General features: G+C 31.0%; 18 protein-coding genes and 2 pseudogenes. 16 read left to right on the forward strand and 4 right to left on the reverse strand.

Annotated features, from left to right (window positions below):
* Position 1: 1 nt before the first annotated feature.
* The 6 genes from KA856_RS00880 to KA856_RS00905 all read left to right on the forward strand — a co-directional run bounded on the left by KA856_RS00880 (position 2) and on the right by KA856_RS00905 (position 4083).
* The gene (locus KA856_RS00880) at positions 2–493 is read left to right on the forward strand and encodes a hypothetical protein (protein WP_107386471.1); all 492 of its coding nucleotides are present in this window, start codon (positions 2–4) and stop codon (positions 491–493) included.
* A gap of 139 nt (positions 494–632) precedes the next feature.
* Positions 633–1232, forward strand: a complete 600-nt coding sequence (locus tag KA856_RS00885) for a hypothetical protein (RefSeq protein WP_107517905.1) — start codon at positions 633–635, stop codon at positions 1230–1232.
* Positions 1210–1377: a hypothetical protein gene (locus tag KA856_RS00890; RefSeq protein WP_157947962.1), complete on the forward strand. Its 168-nt coding sequence runs from the start codon at positions 1210–1212 to the stop codon at positions 1375–1377. The genes KA856_RS00885 and KA856_RS00890 overlap by 23 nt, the downstream gene beginning before the upstream one ends.
* 614 nt (positions 1378–1991) lie before the next feature.
* The gene (locus tag KA856_RS00895) at positions 1992–2180 is read left to right on the forward strand and encodes a hypothetical protein (protein ID WP_107524220.1); all 189 of its coding nucleotides are present in this window, start codon (positions 1992–1994) and stop codon (positions 2178–2180) included.
* Between the two features lie 167 nt (positions 2181–2347).
* Positions 2348–3397: an ABC transporter permease gene (locus tag KA856_RS00900; protein ID WP_107386643.1), complete on the forward strand. Its 1050-nt coding sequence runs from the start codon at positions 2348–2350 to the stop codon at positions 3395–3397.
* Positions 3398–3414: 17 nt separating this feature from the next.
* Positions 3415–4083, forward strand: a complete 669-nt coding sequence (locus KA856_RS00905; protein ID WP_046597252.1) for an ABC transporter ATP-binding protein — start codon at positions 3415–3417, stop codon at positions 4081–4083.
* A gap of 140 nt (positions 4084–4223) precedes the next feature.
* Here the strand turns inward: KA856_RS00905 and KA856_RS00910 are convergent, their stop codons facing one another.
* Positions 4224–4904, reverse strand: coding sequence for a flavin reductase family protein (locus KA856_RS00910; protein ID WP_107386645.1), 681 nt, complete (start codon positions 4902–4904; stop codon positions 4224–4226).
* Between the two features lie 120 nt (positions 4905–5024).
* Positions 5025–6203: an MFS transporter gene (locus tag KA856_RS00915; protein ID WP_107386644.1), complete on the reverse strand. Its 1179-nt coding sequence runs from the start codon at positions 6201–6203 to the stop codon at positions 5025–5027.
* Positions 6204–6376: 173 nt separating this feature from the next.
* Between KA856_RS00915 and KA856_RS00920 the strand changes: the two are divergent.
* The 8 genes and pseudogenes from KA856_RS00920 (at position 6377) to KA856_RS00955 (ending at position 14329) form a co-directional block, all read left to right on the forward strand.
* Positions 6377–6567, forward strand: a pseudogene (locus tag KA856_RS00920) (hypothetical protein).
* A gap of 195 nt (positions 6568–6762) precedes the next feature.
* Positions 6763–8261: pseudogene (locus KA856_RS00925) on the forward strand (NAD-dependent epimerase/dehydratase family protein).
* 49 nt (positions 8262–8310) lie between these two features.
* On the forward strand, positions 8311–8811 hold the full coding sequence (locus tag KA856_RS00930; protein ID WP_107386281.1) for a TspO/MBR family protein: 501 nt from the start codon (positions 8311–8313) through the stop codon (positions 8809–8811).
* 4 nt (positions 8812–8815) lie between these two features.
* Entirely contained in the window at positions 8816–9289 is a 474-nt protein-coding gene (locus tag KA856_RS00935; RefSeq protein ID WP_107386280.1) for a glycosyl-4,4'-diaponeurosporenoate acyltransferase CrtO family protein, read from the forward strand.
* Positions 9290–10780: a phytoene desaturase family protein gene (locus KA856_RS00940; protein ID WP_107386279.1), complete on the forward strand. Its 1491-nt coding sequence runs from the start codon at positions 9290–9292 to the stop codon at positions 10778–10780.
* A 66-nt stretch (positions 10781–10846) separates the two neighbouring features.
* Positions 10847–11890 (forward strand): glycosyltransferase family 2 protein, encoded by a 1044-nt coding sequence (locus KA856_RS00945; protein WP_107386278.1) that lies wholly within the window; start codon positions 10847–10849, stop codon positions 11888–11890.
* Positions 11891–11945: 55 nt separating this feature from the next.
* Positions 11946–12827 (forward strand): phytoene/squalene synthase family protein, encoded by an 882-nt coding sequence (locus KA856_RS00950; protein ID WP_210138371.1) that lies wholly within the window; start codon positions 11946–11948, stop codon positions 12825–12827.
* On the forward strand, positions 12824–14329 hold the full coding sequence (locus KA856_RS00955; RefSeq protein WP_107386276.1) for a phytoene desaturase family protein: 1506 nt from the start codon (positions 12824–12826) through the stop codon (positions 14327–14329). Before KA856_RS00950 ends, KA856_RS00955 begins: the two co-directional genes overlap by 4 nt.
* 50 nt (positions 14330–14379) lie before the next feature.
* Here the strand turns inward: KA856_RS00955 and KA856_RS00960 are convergent, their stop codons facing one another.
* Positions 14380–14805 carry a pyridoxamine 5'-phosphate oxidase family protein gene (locus KA856_RS00960; RefSeq protein ID WP_107382400.1) on the reverse strand — a complete coding sequence of 142 codons (426 nt, stop codon included), beginning with the start codon at positions 14803–14805 and terminating at the stop codon, positions 14380–14382.
* Between the two features lie 183 nt (positions 14806–14988).
* Here KA856_RS00960 and KA856_RS00965 point away from each other — a divergent pair, with 183 nt between their 5' ends.
* Together KA856_RS00965 and KA856_RS00970 are read left to right on the forward strand one after the other, a co-directional pair.
* Positions 14989–16362 (forward strand): cryptochrome/photolyase family protein, encoded by a 1374-nt coding sequence (locus KA856_RS00965; protein WP_210138372.1) that lies wholly within the window; start codon positions 14989–14991, stop codon positions 16360–16362.
* A 21-nt stretch (positions 16363–16383) separates the two neighbouring features.
* Positions 16384–16824 (forward strand): antibiotic biosynthesis monooxygenase family protein, encoded by a 441-nt coding sequence (locus KA856_RS00970; RefSeq protein WP_230623014.1) that lies wholly within the window; start codon positions 16384–16386, stop codon positions 16822–16824.
* A gap of 402 nt (positions 16825–17226) precedes the next feature.
* Here the strand turns inward: KA856_RS00970 and KA856_RS00975 are convergent, their stop codons facing one another.
* A complete protein-coding gene (locus tag KA856_RS00975; RefSeq protein ID WP_210138373.1) occupies positions 17227–18084 on the reverse strand; it encodes an SDR family NAD(P)-dependent oxidoreductase in 858 nt (285 codons plus the stop codon).
* Positions 18085–18093: the final 9 nt, after the last annotated feature.

The following is an 18093-nucleotide window of genomic DNA, read 5'->3' on the forward strand; positions in this document are numbered from 1 at the left end:
AATGGAATTTGCATATTATGAAGCGAAATCTTTAAATGATTTTGAAAATGAACTAAAAACACTTGCTTTAAATAAAAAATATACATTTAGTAAAGAAACCGAAGTCCTTAAAGAAGAAGAAATTCTTGAAAAATCGAATAGCCATGAGCGCGAACTATTAAAAGTATTTAAAGATAATGCACAAATAATAACATATCATTTTAAGAGTCATAAAAGTAATTATTTAATTATTATTGGAGAGACAAAGACACCTAATGTTATTGGAATAACAGTTATATTTAACAAAAAACCTTTTAAACAATTGGGGAAAATTGCATTAGGATCAGTAATTGCTTTGACTTCTGGTGGAAGTATACTAGCCATCGGAGCCGTATTTGGAATACTTACCTCAGTTGCAAGACGTACACTTGTAATCAAAGGGCCATTAGGAAAAGAAATTTCACAAATTATAGAAAGTAAATTGGGTCAGCCGATAGAAATTAAAGAACAATAAGGAAGTAATATTTTTCAAAGACATATTGACCTAAAAAGTATGTCTTTTTTAATTATTCTAATAATAAATATATAAAAGCGTAGAAAAATAGATTAATATAATAATATAAAGCGATTTTAGAAAGAATGGGGATATTAAGTTGAAAAAATTTTTAGCAAGTTTAGGAGTTATTTTATTAGTTGCAATATTGGGAGTTGCAGTTGTATTTGCATATGGAAGTTACAAAGATTTAGAACTTAAAAAAGAACAAACTAAAGTAACTGAAAACAAACAAAAAGATAGTAAAAACAAAACTTCCAAAAAAGAACAACAAAATCAAACTACAAACCAAACAGAAATTCAAGAACCAACAAACACAAATAATAATTCTAATGAAGAACTCAATACTAATGAAGTGCGAACAACAGAAGATGGTGAAGAAATTAAAAAAACTAAGAATGGCATAGACTATACTGGTGAATTTGATTCTCCTGAAGAAGAGGAAGAGTTTGAAAAAGGTGTTATGGCCCAATCTGGTGGTGGAGCTACAAATGGAGAAAATACAGAAGAAAGTTCACCTAAATATACAGCTGAAGATGCTAAAAACATGTCTGATGATGATTTTTTAGATGCATATAAAGAAGGCATGTCAAGCGAAGATGCTGATGCAGTAGATGAATTATCTAAAAATCCAGCATATAAAGAATATTTAAGAGGTCAGGTTGAAGCACGCGCCAATGGTCAAGGAGGCAATTATTAAACTTAAAGATGAATATATTATGAGAAAATTACTAAGTATAATCACGGTAATTGCTATTTTAGGTATTTTAGCAACGGTGGCAGTCTTCGAATACAACAAGTATCAAGAAGTAGAATTAGAAAAAAGAATTGCAGAAATAGGATGATAATAATAATGAATTAGATACAAAAGGAAACAACGAAATAGATGATGCAAATCGTGAAAATGAAGCTAGTAATGATGATATTAACACACAAGAACAAGAGGCACAGGAAGAATGTATTAAGCCTTATAGCTTTAGCATTTAGTTTCGTTAAAAAGAAAATATATTTTCTGCGGCATCTAATTAATTATGCTGTTGTATTCACTTAACCTATAATAATAATAATTTAATTAGCAAGTTAATTTAAAAAATGTGTAATATAGTAGATAGAAATACACTTTGTTGTCGACAATTATACATGTTAATAGTGAAATATAAGTGGAAAATTAATACTTCAGGAAGGAACTATCGACTTAAATTATAATACGATAGTTATTACTTAATAGAAAGTAGGAAAGCAAATGATAGAAATAATTATTCAACTTATTCTCTGAACTGGATTTACAGGGTTATCAGTTACAAACATTATTAGTAGTAAAAATGCAAAGGTTAAATTTAAAAATCTAAATATACTAATATAGTTTATGCATTTAACAGGTGTCATACAAATAATAGGTAGTTTTAGTTTGTTAATCGGCATAGTTTACACAAACTTTGCAATCTTTGGCGGGTTTTGGATGGCGATGTTTATGGCAGGAGGATTTACAGTTAGAATGAAATCGATAGAAAGTCTTAATGATTTTAGATTATCACTTTTAATAGGTGTCTTATCGCTATTCGTATTAATTTTATCTAGTCAGTTAATGAACTATTTAAATATCCTTGAACCACCTCTAATTTATATTTATTTCTTAATTAAGGAATAGGGGGTACTTGTGTTAATTAGTCAAATTGCGTTGGATCTAATTTAAATCTTGAATCATATACTATGAAATATTATATTAAATTGTTAAAATTGATGTTAAGGCATTTACTGCACATAAATAGAAAATCAATTAATCATATTATTGTACTAAATAAAAGGAGGGCATCTATGTTTTTAGCATGGAATGAAATTAAACGTAATAAATTGAAGTTTAGTTTAATCGTTGGCGTTCTGATAATGATAAGTTATTTACTGTTCTTATTATCTGGTTTAGCCAGTGGATTAATGAATATGAACAGAGAGGGTATTGATAAATGGGGCGCTGATGCAATTGTGTTAAATAAAGATGCAAATCAAACGGTTGAACAATCAGTTTTTAACTTAGATAAAGTAGAAAACACATATAAGCAACAAGCAAGTTTAAAGCAGACGGGTGTTATTGTTTCTAACGGAGATACCGAAGAGAATGCATTGCTATTTGGTGTTAAAGATAATTCTTTTTTAGTACCCAATATGATTGAAGGAAAGAAATTTAATTCTGATAATGAAGTTATTGCTGATGAAACGCTTAAAGAAAATGGTTTCAAAGTTGGTGATAAACTGTCATTATCACAGTCTGATGAAGAATTGAAAATAGTAGGATTTAGTGAGAGTGCAAAATATAACGCTTCGCCTGTGATTTTCTCAAGTAATAGTACAATAGAAAAAATTAATCCATCCTTAAAAGAAGGCATGACGAACGCTGTAGTTGTTAAAGATAAAGAATGGAATAAAAAGAATTTAGATAGCAATTTAGAAGCTATTGAAATTGAAAATTTTGTTGAGAATTTACCTGGCTATAAAGCACAAAACTTAACCCTCAATTTTATGATTTCATTTCTATTTGTTATTTCAGCAACAGTTATAGGTATATTTTTATACGTGATTACACTGCAAAAGACAAATTTATTTGGTGTATTAAAAGCTCAAGGCTTTACAAATGGTTATTTAGCAAAGGTAGTAATATCACAAACGTTTATTATTGCTTTGATAGGAACAATTGTTGGATTAATACTGACATTAATAACAGGGTTATTTTTACCAAGTGCAGTGCCTATTAAATTTAGTATAGCAACTCTAACGATATACGGTATTGTACTGATTGTTGTTTCACTATTAGGTAGTCTGTTCTCTATATTAACGATAAGAAAAGTGGATCCACTTAAAGCGATAGGGTAAATAAGGAGTGTAATTAAATGTTAGAATTTAAAAATGTTACTAAATATTTCCAAGACGGAAATCAAAAAATAGAAGCCGTAAAACCTACCTCACTAAAATTTAATCAAAAAGAACTCATTGCTATTATTGGTCCTTCTGGTTCTGGAAAAAGCACGTTTTTAACTATGGCGGGGGCGCTCCAAACGCCCAGTTCGGGTGATATTATAATTAATGGGAGCGAAGTGTCCGGTATGTCTCAGAAAGCACTAGCACACACAAGAATGCAAGAAATTGGATTCATACTGCAAGCCACTAATCTCGTGTCTTTTTTAACTGTAAAACAACAATTTAAATTACTAAAGAAACAAAAGAAAAATGTGCTAAGTGAAGATGAGTATAATCAACTTATGTCACAGCTTAATCTGGAAACAATTGAAAATAAGCTTCCAAGTGAGATATCTGGAGGACAAAAGCAGCGTGTGGCAATTGCCAAAGCTTTATATACGCAACCTTCAATCATTTTAGCAGATGAACCGACGGCCTCTTTAGACACCCAGAATGCTATGGAAGTTATGAAGATTTTAAAGGAACAGACATTAAGAAAAAACAAAACCTGTATAGTAGTTACACATGATGAAAGACTTACGTCATATTGTGATAAGGTTTATCATATGGAAGACGGAGTATTAGAGCAAGCTCAAGTCTAATGTTTTAACGCTAATAATTAATTCAAGGTACTACTAATTAATAAATATTAGATTCGAAATTAATATAAATTTAGCCTACTTAACTTATAAAATTAAGTAGGCATTTTTATTAGTAAATAATGGGGTTTATAAAGAAATAATTATGATTTGTTATCAAAATTTCTTCCTTCTAAACCAGCTAACTCTTCTTTTGATGCAGATGGTGCTTTCATTTCAAAAATTTGATTGACAACTGTATAGTCATAATAACCTAAGCGCGCAATAGGTCTAATAGATTGTATATCAAGTTTCCCATTATCTAGAATAACTTCGTCATCAATATGAACTTGTGCTACACGGCCTATTACCATATCTACAGTTGATACTGGATCGCCAATAGGGATACGCACTGTTTGGACATATTCACACTCAAAATGTACAGGAGATGCTTTGACTCTGTGACCAGGCGCTTCAATGCATTTCTCTTTTTCTACACCTGCAAATTCAAATTCATCTTCTTCTGGTGGCAATGCCTTAGCAGATAAGTTTACTGCTTCTCTTAAATCATAAGTTGCCATGTTCCAAACAAACCATCCTGTTTCTTCTGCATTTTTAACTGTATCTTTACGCTCGTGTTCTCCTAAAACAGATTGATTAGCTGCAAACATTACCATAGGCGGATCCCATGTTAAATTTTGGTATTGGCTATAAGGTGCTAAATTATCTTTACCATCCTTTGATATTGTTGAAATCCATCCAATTGGTCTAGGAACAGTACTGCTTTTAAAAGTATCGTGTGGTAAACCATGGCTACGTGTGCCTTGTTTTGGTGAATAATTCATAACATGATCACTCCTCAAAAATTTTGAAACTACTGCAAGAATAATTGTAATTAATGTAAACGTCTAATACTAAATTTGAATTGATTTATTAGTTCAAACTATAGAACAATGAAAAGTGCATCAATAAGTTGTTTGTTCATCGCTTGGCAAGAATAATGAAGCAAGGAATGCTAAGAATGCAATAGATGATATGATTACAAACATACTTGTAAAATTATTTAGAGAAGTAAGGTAAATTGATAGGATCGGAGCAACTGCTGTACCTAAAAATAGAATAAATGTGTTAACAGACAAGAAGAAACCTCTATTTCCATACACTACCATATTTACTTTTGCGATAACTAAAGGGACTGCAAACGCAATTCCAGCAACAAAACATATACTTAAAAATGTTATTAGCAGAATATTATGTGCAAAAGGCATTAATATTAATGTCACACCACAAACGCCTAAAGCAATATTTAAAACAAATTTGACACCATACCTACTACTAATACGTCCCGACATTAATGAACTTAGCATACCAAAAACACCGAATAATTTTACTAGAAATGCTGTGTGATTATCTCCGTGTATAGAATCCGATAGTATGAATTCATTTATTACTGCATACATAGAAATGAATGTTGTAAGTAATGTTAGAGAAATAAAGTAGCAGATTAATACTTTTCGATTTTTAGCAAAGCCTTTAAAATTGCTAAAGTATTTAAGGATTTGAACATCTGAATTTTTTACAGGGCTTTCTGGGACATTTCTAAAGATGATAATAGCTAAGCAGATGTATAGTGAAGAAAGTATAAAGAAAATAATGTGCCAATCGAATTGGCTGATTAATATTTCTGAAAAATTTTGACCTAAAATACCAGATAGCATAAAACTTGTACTAATAAAACTTACTGCTGTTAACCTCTTTTTAAGTGGATAAGTTTCGGTAGTGTAAGTAATAGCTATGGGAGAAAATGCAGCTGCAAATATCCCTTGGAGGCCTCGTAAAATCAATAACGTATTAAAAGAAGTTATAAATCCAATCAAAAAGCAAACTATAATTAGACCAATCAGTGAAAGTAAAATGACACGTATTCTGCCAAATTTTTCTGAAATAGTACCATAAAATAAACAGCTAATGGAATAAGTGACTGAAAAAACCACACAATTCATTGCTGCAACTGACTGAGATATACCAAAATCATTAGCTAAATGCTCTGTTATAGGTATTGCGGTATATAGATTAAACATAATTAAGATACCAGAAATAAACAAAACAAATGTTATTATATTATAATTTTTTGACGCTTCCATACGTATTACTCCTTGAAAATGAATTGTCTCCATTATTACATTTATTTAGGTTTTGGAAAACCTTTTTTGAAAAAATGTTCATTTCTGTTTTGAATTTTTTATGAAGTGGAAATAGGTAAGTGAGTGTAGAAATTGATGACAATCGAATGGGAGCTTTTTCAGGAGGTAAATTAATGAAAATAAACTTAAATTGGGAAAATACTTTTCAAGAATATCAAGATATATTGAATTCTGGTTTAAATCTAGAATGGTTATATAGCGCTAAAGCAAATATGATACTAATTCCAGCTTATACAGGAAAAGGGAAAGAGTTTTTTTTACTAGTGACATCATTAAAGCAAGTAAGACTATCCCCTTTTTTTAGACAATTTTGATGATTCGTAGAGTTATTTCATAATTCTTGCTAATAAAGATTGAAAAGCTTTAAGAAGGGTACAATATTAAGTAAGAGACTTGGAGCTCTTGTCAATTAAGATAATGAGCAAGTGAGCTCGTTAAGTTAAAGATGAGCTGAGGTAAAGTTTACCTGCCCATCTTTTTCTATTTGGAGGCTAAATATATGAAAAAAATATTATTAACAGGCGCTTCGGGATATATCGGTAGTCACTTAATGAATAAATTAAAAGATAACTATGAAATTATAGCTATTTCTAGAAATATAGAAAATAAATCAAATGAACACAATGTTACTTGGAAGGCAGCTGACTTGTTTGATTTAAATGAAATCACTGAGGTAATGGAGGATATTGATATCGCTATATATCTTGTCCATTCTATGATGCCTTCAGCTAAGTTGACGCAGGCGAGCTTTGAAGATATGGATGCATTATTAGCTGATAATTTTGCTAAAGCCGCAAGTTATAACAAAGTTCAGCATATTGTATTTATGAGTGGTTTGATACCTAATACAAATGAATTATCACCACATTTAAGAAGCCGTTTAGAGTGCGAACAGATTTTAGGATCATATGGTGTACCAGTAAGTACTTTAAGAGCTGGTTTGATTATAGGCTCTAAAGGAAGTTCTTACCCTATATTAAAAAATTAGTAGAAAGATTACCTGGCCTGTTACTACCAAAATGGGCTTATAATACAACATTGCCAGTTGCAATAGACGACGTGATTGACGGTTTATATAAAATTGTAGAGCGTAATCCAAATGAGAACGAATCGATAGATATTGGTGGACCTAGTCATATGACTTATAAAGATCTATTCAAGCAAACTGCAGAGGTACTAGGTAAACGATTACCTACGATAGATTTGCCTATTATTCCCATTTGGCTAAGTAAATATTGGGTGAAACTTATTTCAGGTGTCCCAAAAGAAATGGTCTATCCGTTAATGGATAGCTTAATTCATGATATGATTAGAAATGATGAAAATATTGTGAAAGACATTTCTATAGGCAAGATTGATTATAAGGAAAGTGTGCGTAATGCCTTGGAAGAAGAAACTAAGACACAAAAGAAAGGGAAGTCATCACGTAAGGGCGATATTAAAGATGTTAGAGCAATATCAAGGGTAGTCTTACCTAAAGATGTAAATATGATTCAATTGGCAGAATCATATGCAAATTTTTTAAATAGAATTACATTAAATGTCGTTAATAGTGATTTTAACGAAGATAACTTTACGATTAGTGTGCCGTGTTTAAATAAGGACTTACTATTATTAAGTAAAGATTTTAAAGCTTCTAATAATGAGAGAATTTTATATCGAATTGTTGGTGGAGATTTCGCTTTAGATTCAGATGGTGGTAATGCGAGATTAGAGTTTAGAAGATTACCTAATAGTGACGCATGTATCATAGCGTTACAAGAATATGAACCGACGTTACCTTGGTGGGTATATAAGTATACCCAAGCAAAAGTTCATAAAAGTGTAATGAATCTTTTTAAATTCAAGATTAATAGCCAAAAAACTAATAAAGGAGAATACTTTAATATAAAGAAGTTTATTTTGCCAATTGTTATTACAGGTGCAATTGTTTTGAAAGTATATGGATTGAAAAAGTATTTAGCTAGAAAAAATAACATGTCCAATGCCGAATTGTAACGGCTAAAATAAAGGCTAGTTACTTTTACAAAAAAAGAGGGGATTAACTATGAAAGCAAACGAGATAATTAAAACAATTATAAAAGTTATAACACCAATTACAGGCGGTAAATTTATAGGGAAATTTGCAGTGAAAAACGCGAGAAAAGATTATAAAAATAATGTTAAACCACCTTTTTCACCACCCGGCTATGTCTTTCCAATTGTGTGGCCAATACTTTATACAACGATGGGCGTAGCTTATGCATTAGTGACTAATAAATCTACTAGTAAGGATTTGAAAGGTGCTTATTACACGCAATTAAGCCTGAATTATCTATGGTCGATATTATACTTCAAATATAAATTACGCTTTAGTGCGTTGATAGAGAGTGTTGTATTACTGGGCGCAGTAGTTACAACAACTGTAAAATTTTTCAATGTAAAAAAAGTTGCTGGCATTTTACTAGTTCCATATATGCTTTGGAGCGCTTTTGCTACTTATTTAACAGCTGGTAATTGGTATTTAAATAAAGATAACCCAAACTATACAGCGAAATCTGAGCATTAAATTGATGAAAAAGATTATATATATTGCGATATATTGGTTTATAGTTCAAATGATTATTGCTCAACTTGGTACTCGTATTAGTTATAAGTTCTTAGAAAAAGATAATAAGTATTTTCGAAGTTGGAATTTTGAACAAAAGGGTCAATTATGGCAACAATTAGTTAAAGTGCAATATTGGAAAGATCAGTTGCCAGACGGTCAAAATCTTAACCCCAATATCAGTAGTAAAGCGACTTTCGATTTATCTAAAAATATGAATGATATACAGCGATTTATATTAGAAACTAGACGTGCAGAGGTGGTTCATCTGCTATCCATATTTCCTGTTATTGCATTTTTTAAAGCGTCAAAAAGCGTTAAAATTATTAATTTCGTATATGTCATTATAGCTAATGTGCCTTGTATGATTGTTCAGCGCTATAATCGCCCTAAGTTAATACGTATTTATAATAAATTACAAAAAAGAAAAGGTGATTAAATGGGAAATAAGAAAGTGGTTGTCATAGGAGGTGGCTTGGGAGGGATTGCTAGCGCAATTTGTATGGCTCAAGCAGGCTATCAAGTGGATTTATATGAACAAAATAAGCATATCGGTGGAAAGGTAAATAGGTTAGACATAGATGACTATGGATTTGATCTCGGTCCATCAATTTTAACCATGCCTAAAGTATTTCAACGCTTATTTCAACGATGTGATGAAAGGCTAGAAGATTATGTTAGCATTCGTAAGTTAAGTTTACAGATTAGAAACGTTTATCCAGATGGCCAAATTTTAGATTTATATGAATCCATGGAAGATATGCTAACAAATAATGAATCGTTAACAAATAAAGATATAGAGCAACTTTCTTCGTTTTTTAGTTACGCACAAAAGATACATCAAGTTGCTGAAAAAAGCTACTTTGGTAAGGGATTAGATACGATGTTTGCAATTATTCGTTATCATGGTCCGTTTTCAGCTTTAAAGCAATTCGATTATTTTCATACAATGCAACAAGCCATTAATAAAAGGGTGGATAACCCATATTTAAGAGAAATGCTAGGTTATTTCATAAAATATGTAGGCTCCTCATCTTATGATGCTCCGGCTGTATTGAGTTTATTACCTCAAATGCAACATGAGGAAGGTTTGTGGTACGTAGATGGTGGCATTCATAAGTTAGCGGAAGCGATGGAACAATTAGCGAGAAAATTAGGTGTGGGCATACATTTTAACACCCCCGTAAAACGTATCAATTATAATAGTCAAAATAAGGTGACAGGGATAACAATAGAAAGTAATGAGGAAATATATGCAGATTACATTATATCTAATATGGAAGTAATCCCTGTTTATAAATATTTATTGAATTTTGATGCAAAGCAAATAAACAAATTGGAACGTAAATTTGAGCCAGCTAGTTCAGGTTATGTCATGCATCTTGGTGTGGACAAAAGTTATCCAGAGCTTCAACATCATAACTTTTTCTTTTCAAGTAATTCTAAAGTTAATTATGATCAAGTTTTTCACCAGTATGTTTTGCCTGAAGATCCGACTATTTATGTAGTGAATACAAATAAAACAGATAAGACACAGGCGCCAGAAGGACACGAGAATATAAAAATATTGCCACACATACCATACATTCAGAATAAGTCATTTAGTGAAGCAGAATATCTGCAATTCCGAGAACGTATATTGAATAAATTAGAGTCTATGGGCTTAAAAGATTTGAGAAGGCACATTGTATATGAAGATATATGGACGCCACATGACATTGAAAATACATACAATTCTAATAAAGGAGCTATATATGGCGTAGTTTCTAATAAGAAGAAAAATAAAGGTTTCAAGTTTCCTAAAAAAAGTCAGTACTTCAAAAATTTGTACTTTGTAGGTGGTTCTGTAAATCCTGGCGCTGGTATGCCTATGGTCACTTTGAGTGGTATGCAAGTAGCAGAAGCTATTATTAATGGAGAAAGTAGTTGAGGCTGAATGATACTTTATATAATAGCAATAGTATTGACGATACTATCACTAATAAGTGGAATGTGTATGTATGCGCGTCGAGCGATTATAAATAACTCCGGAAAAGAAAGAGGTCAGACAGCCGTCAGTGTTATTGTACCTGCTAGAAATGAAGCGGAGAACTTACCTAAATTACTTAACAGTATAAGTAAAGAGCAAGAAATAGAAGTAATCGTTATGGATGATGGTTCAACTGATGAGACACAAGTTGTTGCTAGATATTATGGTGCGAGCGTATATACTGTTGAAAATGATACTACATGGCAAGGTAAGTCACATGCTTGTTGGCAAGGTAGCAAATATGCAACGCATGATTTATTGATGTTTGTTGATGCTGATGTTCAGTTTGCTTGTGATGATAGTATTCAAAATATAGCCATTCAATATGATTTACAAGGTGGTAAAGGTTTGTTATCAATACAACCTTATCACAAGATAAAAAAGCTATATGAAAATATATCGGCGATTTTTAATTTAATGACAATCGTAGGTATGAATCAATTTTCAATCACGAAATCAGCAAATAATGAGCAAGGCGCGTTTGGACCAGTCCTTGTGACAAATAAGCAAGATTATAAATTGACACAAGGACATTTGAAAGCTAAAAATCAAATCATTGAAGGCTTTGCAATAAGTAAAGCATATAATCAGCAAGGTTTGCCAGTTAGTTTGCATGAAGGCCAAGGCGTAGTGAATTTTAGAATGTATTCTCAAGGATATAAAGCGCTATTAGGGGGTTGGAGTAAACACTTTGCACTTGGCTCTCAAGTAACTAAAAAGTCTACGCTTACGTTTGTATTTTTATGGCTATTTGGTTCACTTACAACAGTTTTAGCGATAATTTTTTCAATTAATTTAGGCTCGTTATATATATTATTAGCTATTACTCTATATTTTATATATGCGATACAATTTCATATATCTATTCGAAGAACAGGAAATTTTAATATCGTTGCGAGTTTATGTCATCCACTGCTCTTCATATGCTTTGTTGTGATATTTTTTAAATCATGGTTAGATATCAATGTATTCAAACGTATATATTGGAAAGGCCGTAGAATAGATTTATAGCTTAGTTTTTTATACAAATGTCAAGAAGTTCTAGGCATACTGAGGAGGCCAATAAATGAATCAATTAGAGAGAGATTATAACCATTGTCACAATATAATGAAAGAACATTCAAAAACGTTCTCATATGCCTTTGATTTTTTGGATTTAAAAAGGAAAAAAGCAATTTGGGCTATTTATGCAGTTTGCAGAATTATAGATGACAGTATTGATAAATACAAAGACCTTGAGCAATTAAACGGCATAGCTAGAGATTTAGATGTGATTTATAGCGATTGTGATTATATACAAGCGTATCAAAGTGATGCAGCTATTATGAATGCTTTAAGTAATACATTGAATACATATTCAATACCTAAAAAACCTTTTGAATCTTTAATTCAATATGTGAAGGAAGATTTAGTTTTAAAAGAAATGAAAACTGATTCAGATTTATATGAGTATTGCTATGGTGTGGCAGGTACTGTCGGTGAATTGTTAACTCCTATATTAACTTCATCAAATGAAAATAATTTCGAGCAAGCTGAAGAAGCTGCGATTGCTTTAGGCAAGTCAATGCAAATAACTAATATTTTAAGAGATGTCGGCGAAGATTTTCAAAATGGAAGAATTTATCTAAGTGTAGAAAAATTAGCTCAATATCGAGTTAATCTACATTCTATATATTATAAAGGAGTTACGCCAAATTATATAGAACTGTGGGAAAGTTACGCTACAGAGGCAGTTAGGTTATATGATATTGCATTAAACGGTATTAATTATTTTGACGAAGAGGTACGTTACATTATCGAATTAGCTGCGATAGCTTATCATGAAATACTTGTGGAAGTAAGGAAGGCAAACTATACGTTGCATAAGAAAGTATATGTAAGCAAATTGAAAAAAATGAAAATTTATCGTGAACTTAGTGCGAAATATAATAGGAGTGAAACATTATGAAGATTGCAGTTATAGGCGGCGGTGTTTCAGGTTTAGCTGCAGCTTCAAGATTAGCAGCAAACGGTCACCAAGTAGATTTATATGAAAAGAACCAACAAATAGGTGGCAGGATGAATCAGATCAAGCAAGATGGATTTACATTTGATATGGGACCAACCATCGTAATGATGCCTGAGATTTATCGAGACGTTTTTAATTACGCTCAAAAAAATATGAATGATTACTTGGAAATTAAACAATTATCACATATATATGATGTTTATTTTAGTGAAACAGATCAAATTCGCGTTCCTACAGATCTTGCTCAATTAAGAGATATGCTTGAAAGTATTGAACCTAACTCTACACATGGTTTTATGTCCTTTTTAACAGATATATACGAAAGATACGAAATAGCACGAAAATATTTTCTAGAACGTACGTTTAGGAAACCTACAGATTTTTATAATCCTTTTACTATATATCAAGGTATGAAACTCAAAACATTTGATAAAGCAGATAATTTAATTGAAAAATATGTTGATAATGAAAAAATCCAAAAGATTTTAGCGTTTCAAACATTATATATAGGTATCGACCCTAAACGAAGCCCGTCATTGTATTCAATTATACCCATGATAGAGTTAATGTTTGGTGTTCACTTTATAAAAGGTGGTATGTATAGCTTTGTCAGAGCGCTTCAAACGCTAAATGAAGAATTAGGTATTCAAATTTATACCAACGCAAACGTTGAAGAAATTATCATTGATGGTAGGTATAAGTGTGCGGAGGGACTAAAAGTAAACGGACATATAGAAAAGTATGACAAAATAATTTGTACTGCTGATTTCCCATATGCTACTTCATCTTTAATTAAAAATGAACATCATCCTAAGAAGTATACGACACAGAAAATTGATAATATGGACTATTCTTGCTCAGCCTTTTTAATGTACATAGGGGTTGATAAAGATTTATCTGAAGATATCTTGTTACATAATGTTATATTTTCAAAGGATTTTGATAATAATATCAATGAAATATTTTCCGGGGAAATATCCCAAGATCCATCAATATATGTATACGCTCCTAGTGTGGAAGATCAGTCTTTAGCGCCAGAAGGTCAAACAGGTATTTATGTGCTGATGCCCGTTTCAGAATTGAAAACAGGTGATACGGATTGGTCTGATGAGTCAACAATCACACAAGTGAAAGATATTATTTACAATAAGCTTTCAACGATTAAAGCGTTAAAAGATTTGAAAAAGCAAGTTGTGACAGAAATTATTTATACGCCTAAGGATTTTGAAGGAGATTATAATGCTAAATTTGGAGCAGCCTTTGGTTTAATGCCTACTTTAGCGCAAAGTAACTATTACAGACCGCCTAATGTGAGCAGAGATTACAAAAATTTGTATTTTGCTGGAGCTAGTGTTCATCCAGGGGCAGGAGTGCCAATTGTACTGACGAGTGCCAAAATTACAGTTGATGCTATGTTAGAAGATATTAATAATGGTATATAAAAAACGCTTAAAATTACTTTTTGATAAAGTGATTTTAAGCGCCTTTTTAACTAATCGAACGTAATGGTTTGTGGTGTGTCTAATTTTTTATCGTTCATAATTTTTATGGATTTTGGTATTACTTTAATTACACACAAGTTTGGATCATCCTTAGAGTCAAAAAAGGACTTATCTTGTTTGTTCCAAATCCAATCAATAGTCTCTTGATCTTTCAGTATTTCAGCATTAGCATCAATTTCTAGAAAACTACGATTATTCGTTTCATCGTAACCTATAAGTACATGAGCTTTGGGATTATCTTTAAATTCAGCAATTTTTTTAGACTCAATGCTTGTCTTAGTATAAAGTGTGTGTCCATCATTATAAAATACCATGTATCTACTATTAGGTGTATTGTTATGTGCAGTAGATAGGACACCTATTTTTGATGTATTTAATATATTTTCAATTTCATTTTGTAATTGTTCGTTATTCATAATTTAATCACCTCTGATAATAATATACCCTGAAGTTGCCTATAATATGTAAGGTATTAAAATTTATTTTATTTTTTAGTGAATTATACAAAAGTTAAAACGGGTATATGATTGAAAACACAATCTTAAGTTAAAGGACAATTATAAAGTGAATTTGTATGAAACAAGCTGGGAGGCAATAAAATGCATTTAGGAGTCATACTTAACAGAGTTTTTAGAACGAAAGATAATCCACTTTTTCAATATATAGTGAAGCATCAAAATGAGATAAATAAATTGTATTTTATCTTACCTTTAGAAGATTTAACTGACGCATCAGAAGTAAAACGTGACTATTACCATAAAGTTGTAAAAGGATTTGTAAATGCTTTAGATAAGCATGATATACAACCTTATATTGTCACATATGAAAAGCTAGGTGAATTAGCAGAAACATTGGCGTTATCTCACGTATTAGTAGCAAAAGATATTATGAGTTATCACAAAGAAATATATGACTATCCTCATGTAAAAAAGGCTTTTGAAAATCACCAAGTTACAGTAATTGGACAGCGCGTGAATCATTATTTTGAGCCAACAAAGACTTTTAATAAACAGCAACAGCCTTATAAAGTATTTACTAGTTTTTATAAAGCAAATCGTCAGGACTTAGTACACACCCCTAAAAAAAGTTATCAATTTAAGCAGTTGTCTCAAATTGCGGAAAAGGGTTCAAATCAAAGTGACTTAAAATTTGAAAATAATAAAGATATAGAAAAGTTAGCGAGTAAAGCTTGGGATGATTTTTTAAATGGTGACATAGATCATTATGATAAATTGACTGACGATGTGTCGCAGGATTTTGTAAGTGGATTAGGTAAATATTTAGCATATGGACTACTCGATATTCGTGAAATTATAAATGATTTACTTGAAGATTATGAGAGCGATGAAAAAAATTATGAAGCTTTTATAAGAGAGGTTCTATTCCGTGAATTTTATTATGTGTTAATGACACAGTATCCAGAAACGGCAACTAAATCTTTTTCTGAAAAATATCGAAACATGCAATGGTCGTATAATAAAACACATTTTGAAGTATGGAAAAAAGGTCAAACTGGTTACCCAATCGTTGATGCTGCAATGAAGAAGCTGAATCGTACAGGATATATGCATAATCGCTTACGAATGGTCGTATCACAATTTTTAACGAAAAATTTATTTATTGATTGGACTTGGGGGGAGGAGTACTTTAGACAGTATTTGATAGATTATGATAATGCATCTAATGTACATGGATGGCAGTGGTCAGCATCAACTGGAACAGATGCAGTGCCTTATTTCAGAATGTTTAATCCTATACGTCAAAGTGAGCGTTTTGATGCGCAAGGGTATTTTATTAAAACACAGCTAGAAATATTTAATGATGTGAGCAGTAAATACATTCATGATCCAACTAAATATAAAGACAAGTTACAAGAAATTTATCATATTGAAATTGGAAAAGATTATCCACAGACTATCGTGAATCATAAAAATAGTAGAGATTATGTTATGGATAAATTTAAGCAATTTTGACATATCATCCAATAAAAAGGAGTGATTCATTTGTTGAAAAATGAAATACATCGTATTTATTTAGACAAAAATAATAATGAGGTAACTATTAATAGATTTAATGTGACATATCACTATACTATATTAGAACAAATTAATGATTTGCCACAATATGGTTATGCAGTTTTAAACCATTTATATGCTAATCCTGGTTTAGAGGCAGACTTCGAGCGTGTGTTCTTAAATAGAGATAAACATCTAGAGAATACTGAAGGGTTTGAAAATCTATTATTTCTAAAGCCACATAGTACACATGAACATCATGTTATCATTACGTTTTGGCAAGATGAAGCAGCTTACAAACATTGGCAAGAGTCTCAGGAATATAAAGCATCCCATAAAAATAGAGGAACCAAGCAAGGTGCTGATAAATCTATTGTAAACAGAAACCTATCATTTAATATTAGTTTAGAATTTAAATAACATAATTTTTGAATTAAATGATATTTCTGCAAACATATAGGCGAGTTATTTAAATACTAACTTGCCTATTTTTTAAGCGATATAAAAATTTTAGCAAAATCACTGATAAGGGGAAGCGTATCACAAGTGATGGGGTTTTTTTCCATATCATTAAAGAATTTTGACTATATCATAATTGAAAAGGAACCTAATATATGAAATGATTATTTTTTTAAAATCTTTAATGCATGAATAATTTAAATATGGTTCAGACAAAAAATGTATGTGCATATACTATTTTGGTTATTATCTAGAAGAATTAAGATGATAAAAATTAAAATATTTATTTCTATCCCCCAAAATAGATGGGACTAATACTTGTCCCATCCATCAATTACTTAATGTACATCTACTTATGATGATTTAATTTTGAGCAATTAAACTATATTGCCATTTACCAATGATTTTTGCTAATAATTTATTTGGTATTAAATCCAGAAGAGCCTTTTCAAGATGATGTAGTTTTCCAGGAATAATTATAAGCTGATTGTTTTGCATTTTGTAGAAACTGTTAATCGCAATTTTTTTAGGGTCACTTGCCAAAAATGTAGTGGATTTTCCAGCACTTTTTGCCCAGTTAGTATCAACTGGACCTGGACATAATGCACTGACACTTACATTTGTATCTTGTAGTTCGCCATACATTGTTTCGGTCAATTTTGCTACAAATGAACGACTTGGTCCATAAATATTAAAGTAAGGATTTGGTGTATATGCACCTAAAGATGCAACATTTAATATTTTGCCATTATTTCTTTTCACCATATCTTCACCAAATAATTTTGCTAAAAGTGCTACACTTATAACATTTAAATTGAGACTGGAAATGATTTGATCTGTACTAACGTCAACAAGTCGACCACTATTTCCAATACCAGCGTTATTAACTAATTGATCGATAGTAATATTTTTAGATTTAAGATGATCATACAAATTATATATATCTTCTTTATTTGTTAAATCTGTTGGTACAACTTCTATATTTACTTTATATTTAGCTCTTAATTCTTCAGCTAATGCGTTTAGTTTATCTTCAGATCTTGCAACAATAACTAAATTAAAATGATTTTGCGCAAAGACTTCACTAAATGCTTTACCTAAGCCACTAGAAGCACCAGTTATTAATACATACTGCCCTGAGCCATTCATACTTTGTTTTTGAGAATTTTTATATTTATACAAAGCATAGCCTATAGGTAATATTGCTATTTTTTTATTCATACTATCCAC

It is taken from the genome of Staphylococcus sp. GDB9P120P (genome assembly GCF_017893435.1).
Classification (GTDB): domain Bacteria; phylum Bacillota; class Bacilli; order Staphylococcales; family Staphylococcaceae; genus Staphylococcus; species Staphylococcus cohnii.

Coding starts and splice junctions, on each gene's coding strand:
- KA856_RS00880 (WP_107386471.1), top strand. CDS start 2: ATGGAATTTGCATATTATGAAGCGAAATCTTTAAATGATTTTGAAAAT.
- KA856_RS00890 (WP_157947962.1), top strand. CDS start 1,210: ATGGTCAAGGAGGCAATTATTAAACTTAAAGATGAATATATTATGAGA.
- KA856_RS00895 (WP_107524220.1), top strand. CDS start 1,992: ATGGCGATGTTTATGGCAGGAGGATTTACAGTTAGAATGAAATCGATA.
- KA856_RS00900 (WP_107386643.1), top strand. CDS start 2,348: ATGTTTTTAGCATGGAATGAAATTAAACGTAATAAATTGAAGTTTAGT.
- KA856_RS00905 (WP_046597252.1), top strand. CDS start 3,415: ATGTTAGAATTTAAAAATGTTACTAAATATTTCCAAGACGGAAATCAA.
- KA856_RS00910 (WP_107386645.1), bottom strand. CDS start 4,904: ATGAATTATTCACCAAAACAAGGCACACGTAGCCATGGTTTACCACAC.
- KA856_RS00915 (WP_107386644.1), bottom strand. CDS start 6,203: ATGGAAGCGTCAAAAAATTATAATATAATAACATTTGTTTTGTTTATT.
- KA856_RS00930 (WP_107386281.1), top strand. CDS start 8,311: ATGAAAGCAAACGAGATAATTAAAACAATTATAAAAGTTATAACACCA.
- KA856_RS00935 (WP_107386280.1), top strand. CDS start 8,816: ATGAAAAAGATTATATATATTGCGATATATTGGTTTATAGTTCAAATG.
- KA856_RS00940 (WP_107386279.1), top strand. CDS start 9,290: ATGGGAAATAAGAAAGTGGTTGTCATAGGAGGTGGCTTGGGAGGGATT.
- KA856_RS00945 (WP_107386278.1), top strand. CDS start 10,847: ATGTATGCGCGTCGAGCGATTATAAATAACTCCGGAAAAGAAAGAGGT.
- KA856_RS00950 (WP_210138371.1), top strand. CDS start 11,946: ATGAATCAATTAGAGAGAGATTATAACCATTGTCACAATATAATGAAA.
- KA856_RS00955 (WP_107386276.1), top strand. CDS start 12,824: ATGAAGATTGCAGTTATAGGCGGCGGTGTTTCAGGTTTAGCTGCAGCT.
- KA856_RS00960 (WP_107382400.1), bottom strand. CDS start 14,805: ATGAATAACGAACAATTACAAAATGAAATTGAAAATATATTAAATACA.
- KA856_RS00965 (WP_210138372.1), top strand. CDS start 14,989: ATGCATTTAGGAGTCATACTTAACAGAGTTTTTAGAACGAAAGATAAT.
- KA856_RS00975 (WP_210138373.1), bottom strand. CDS start 18,084: ATGAATAAAAAAATAGCAATATTACCTATAGGCTATGCTTTGTATAAA.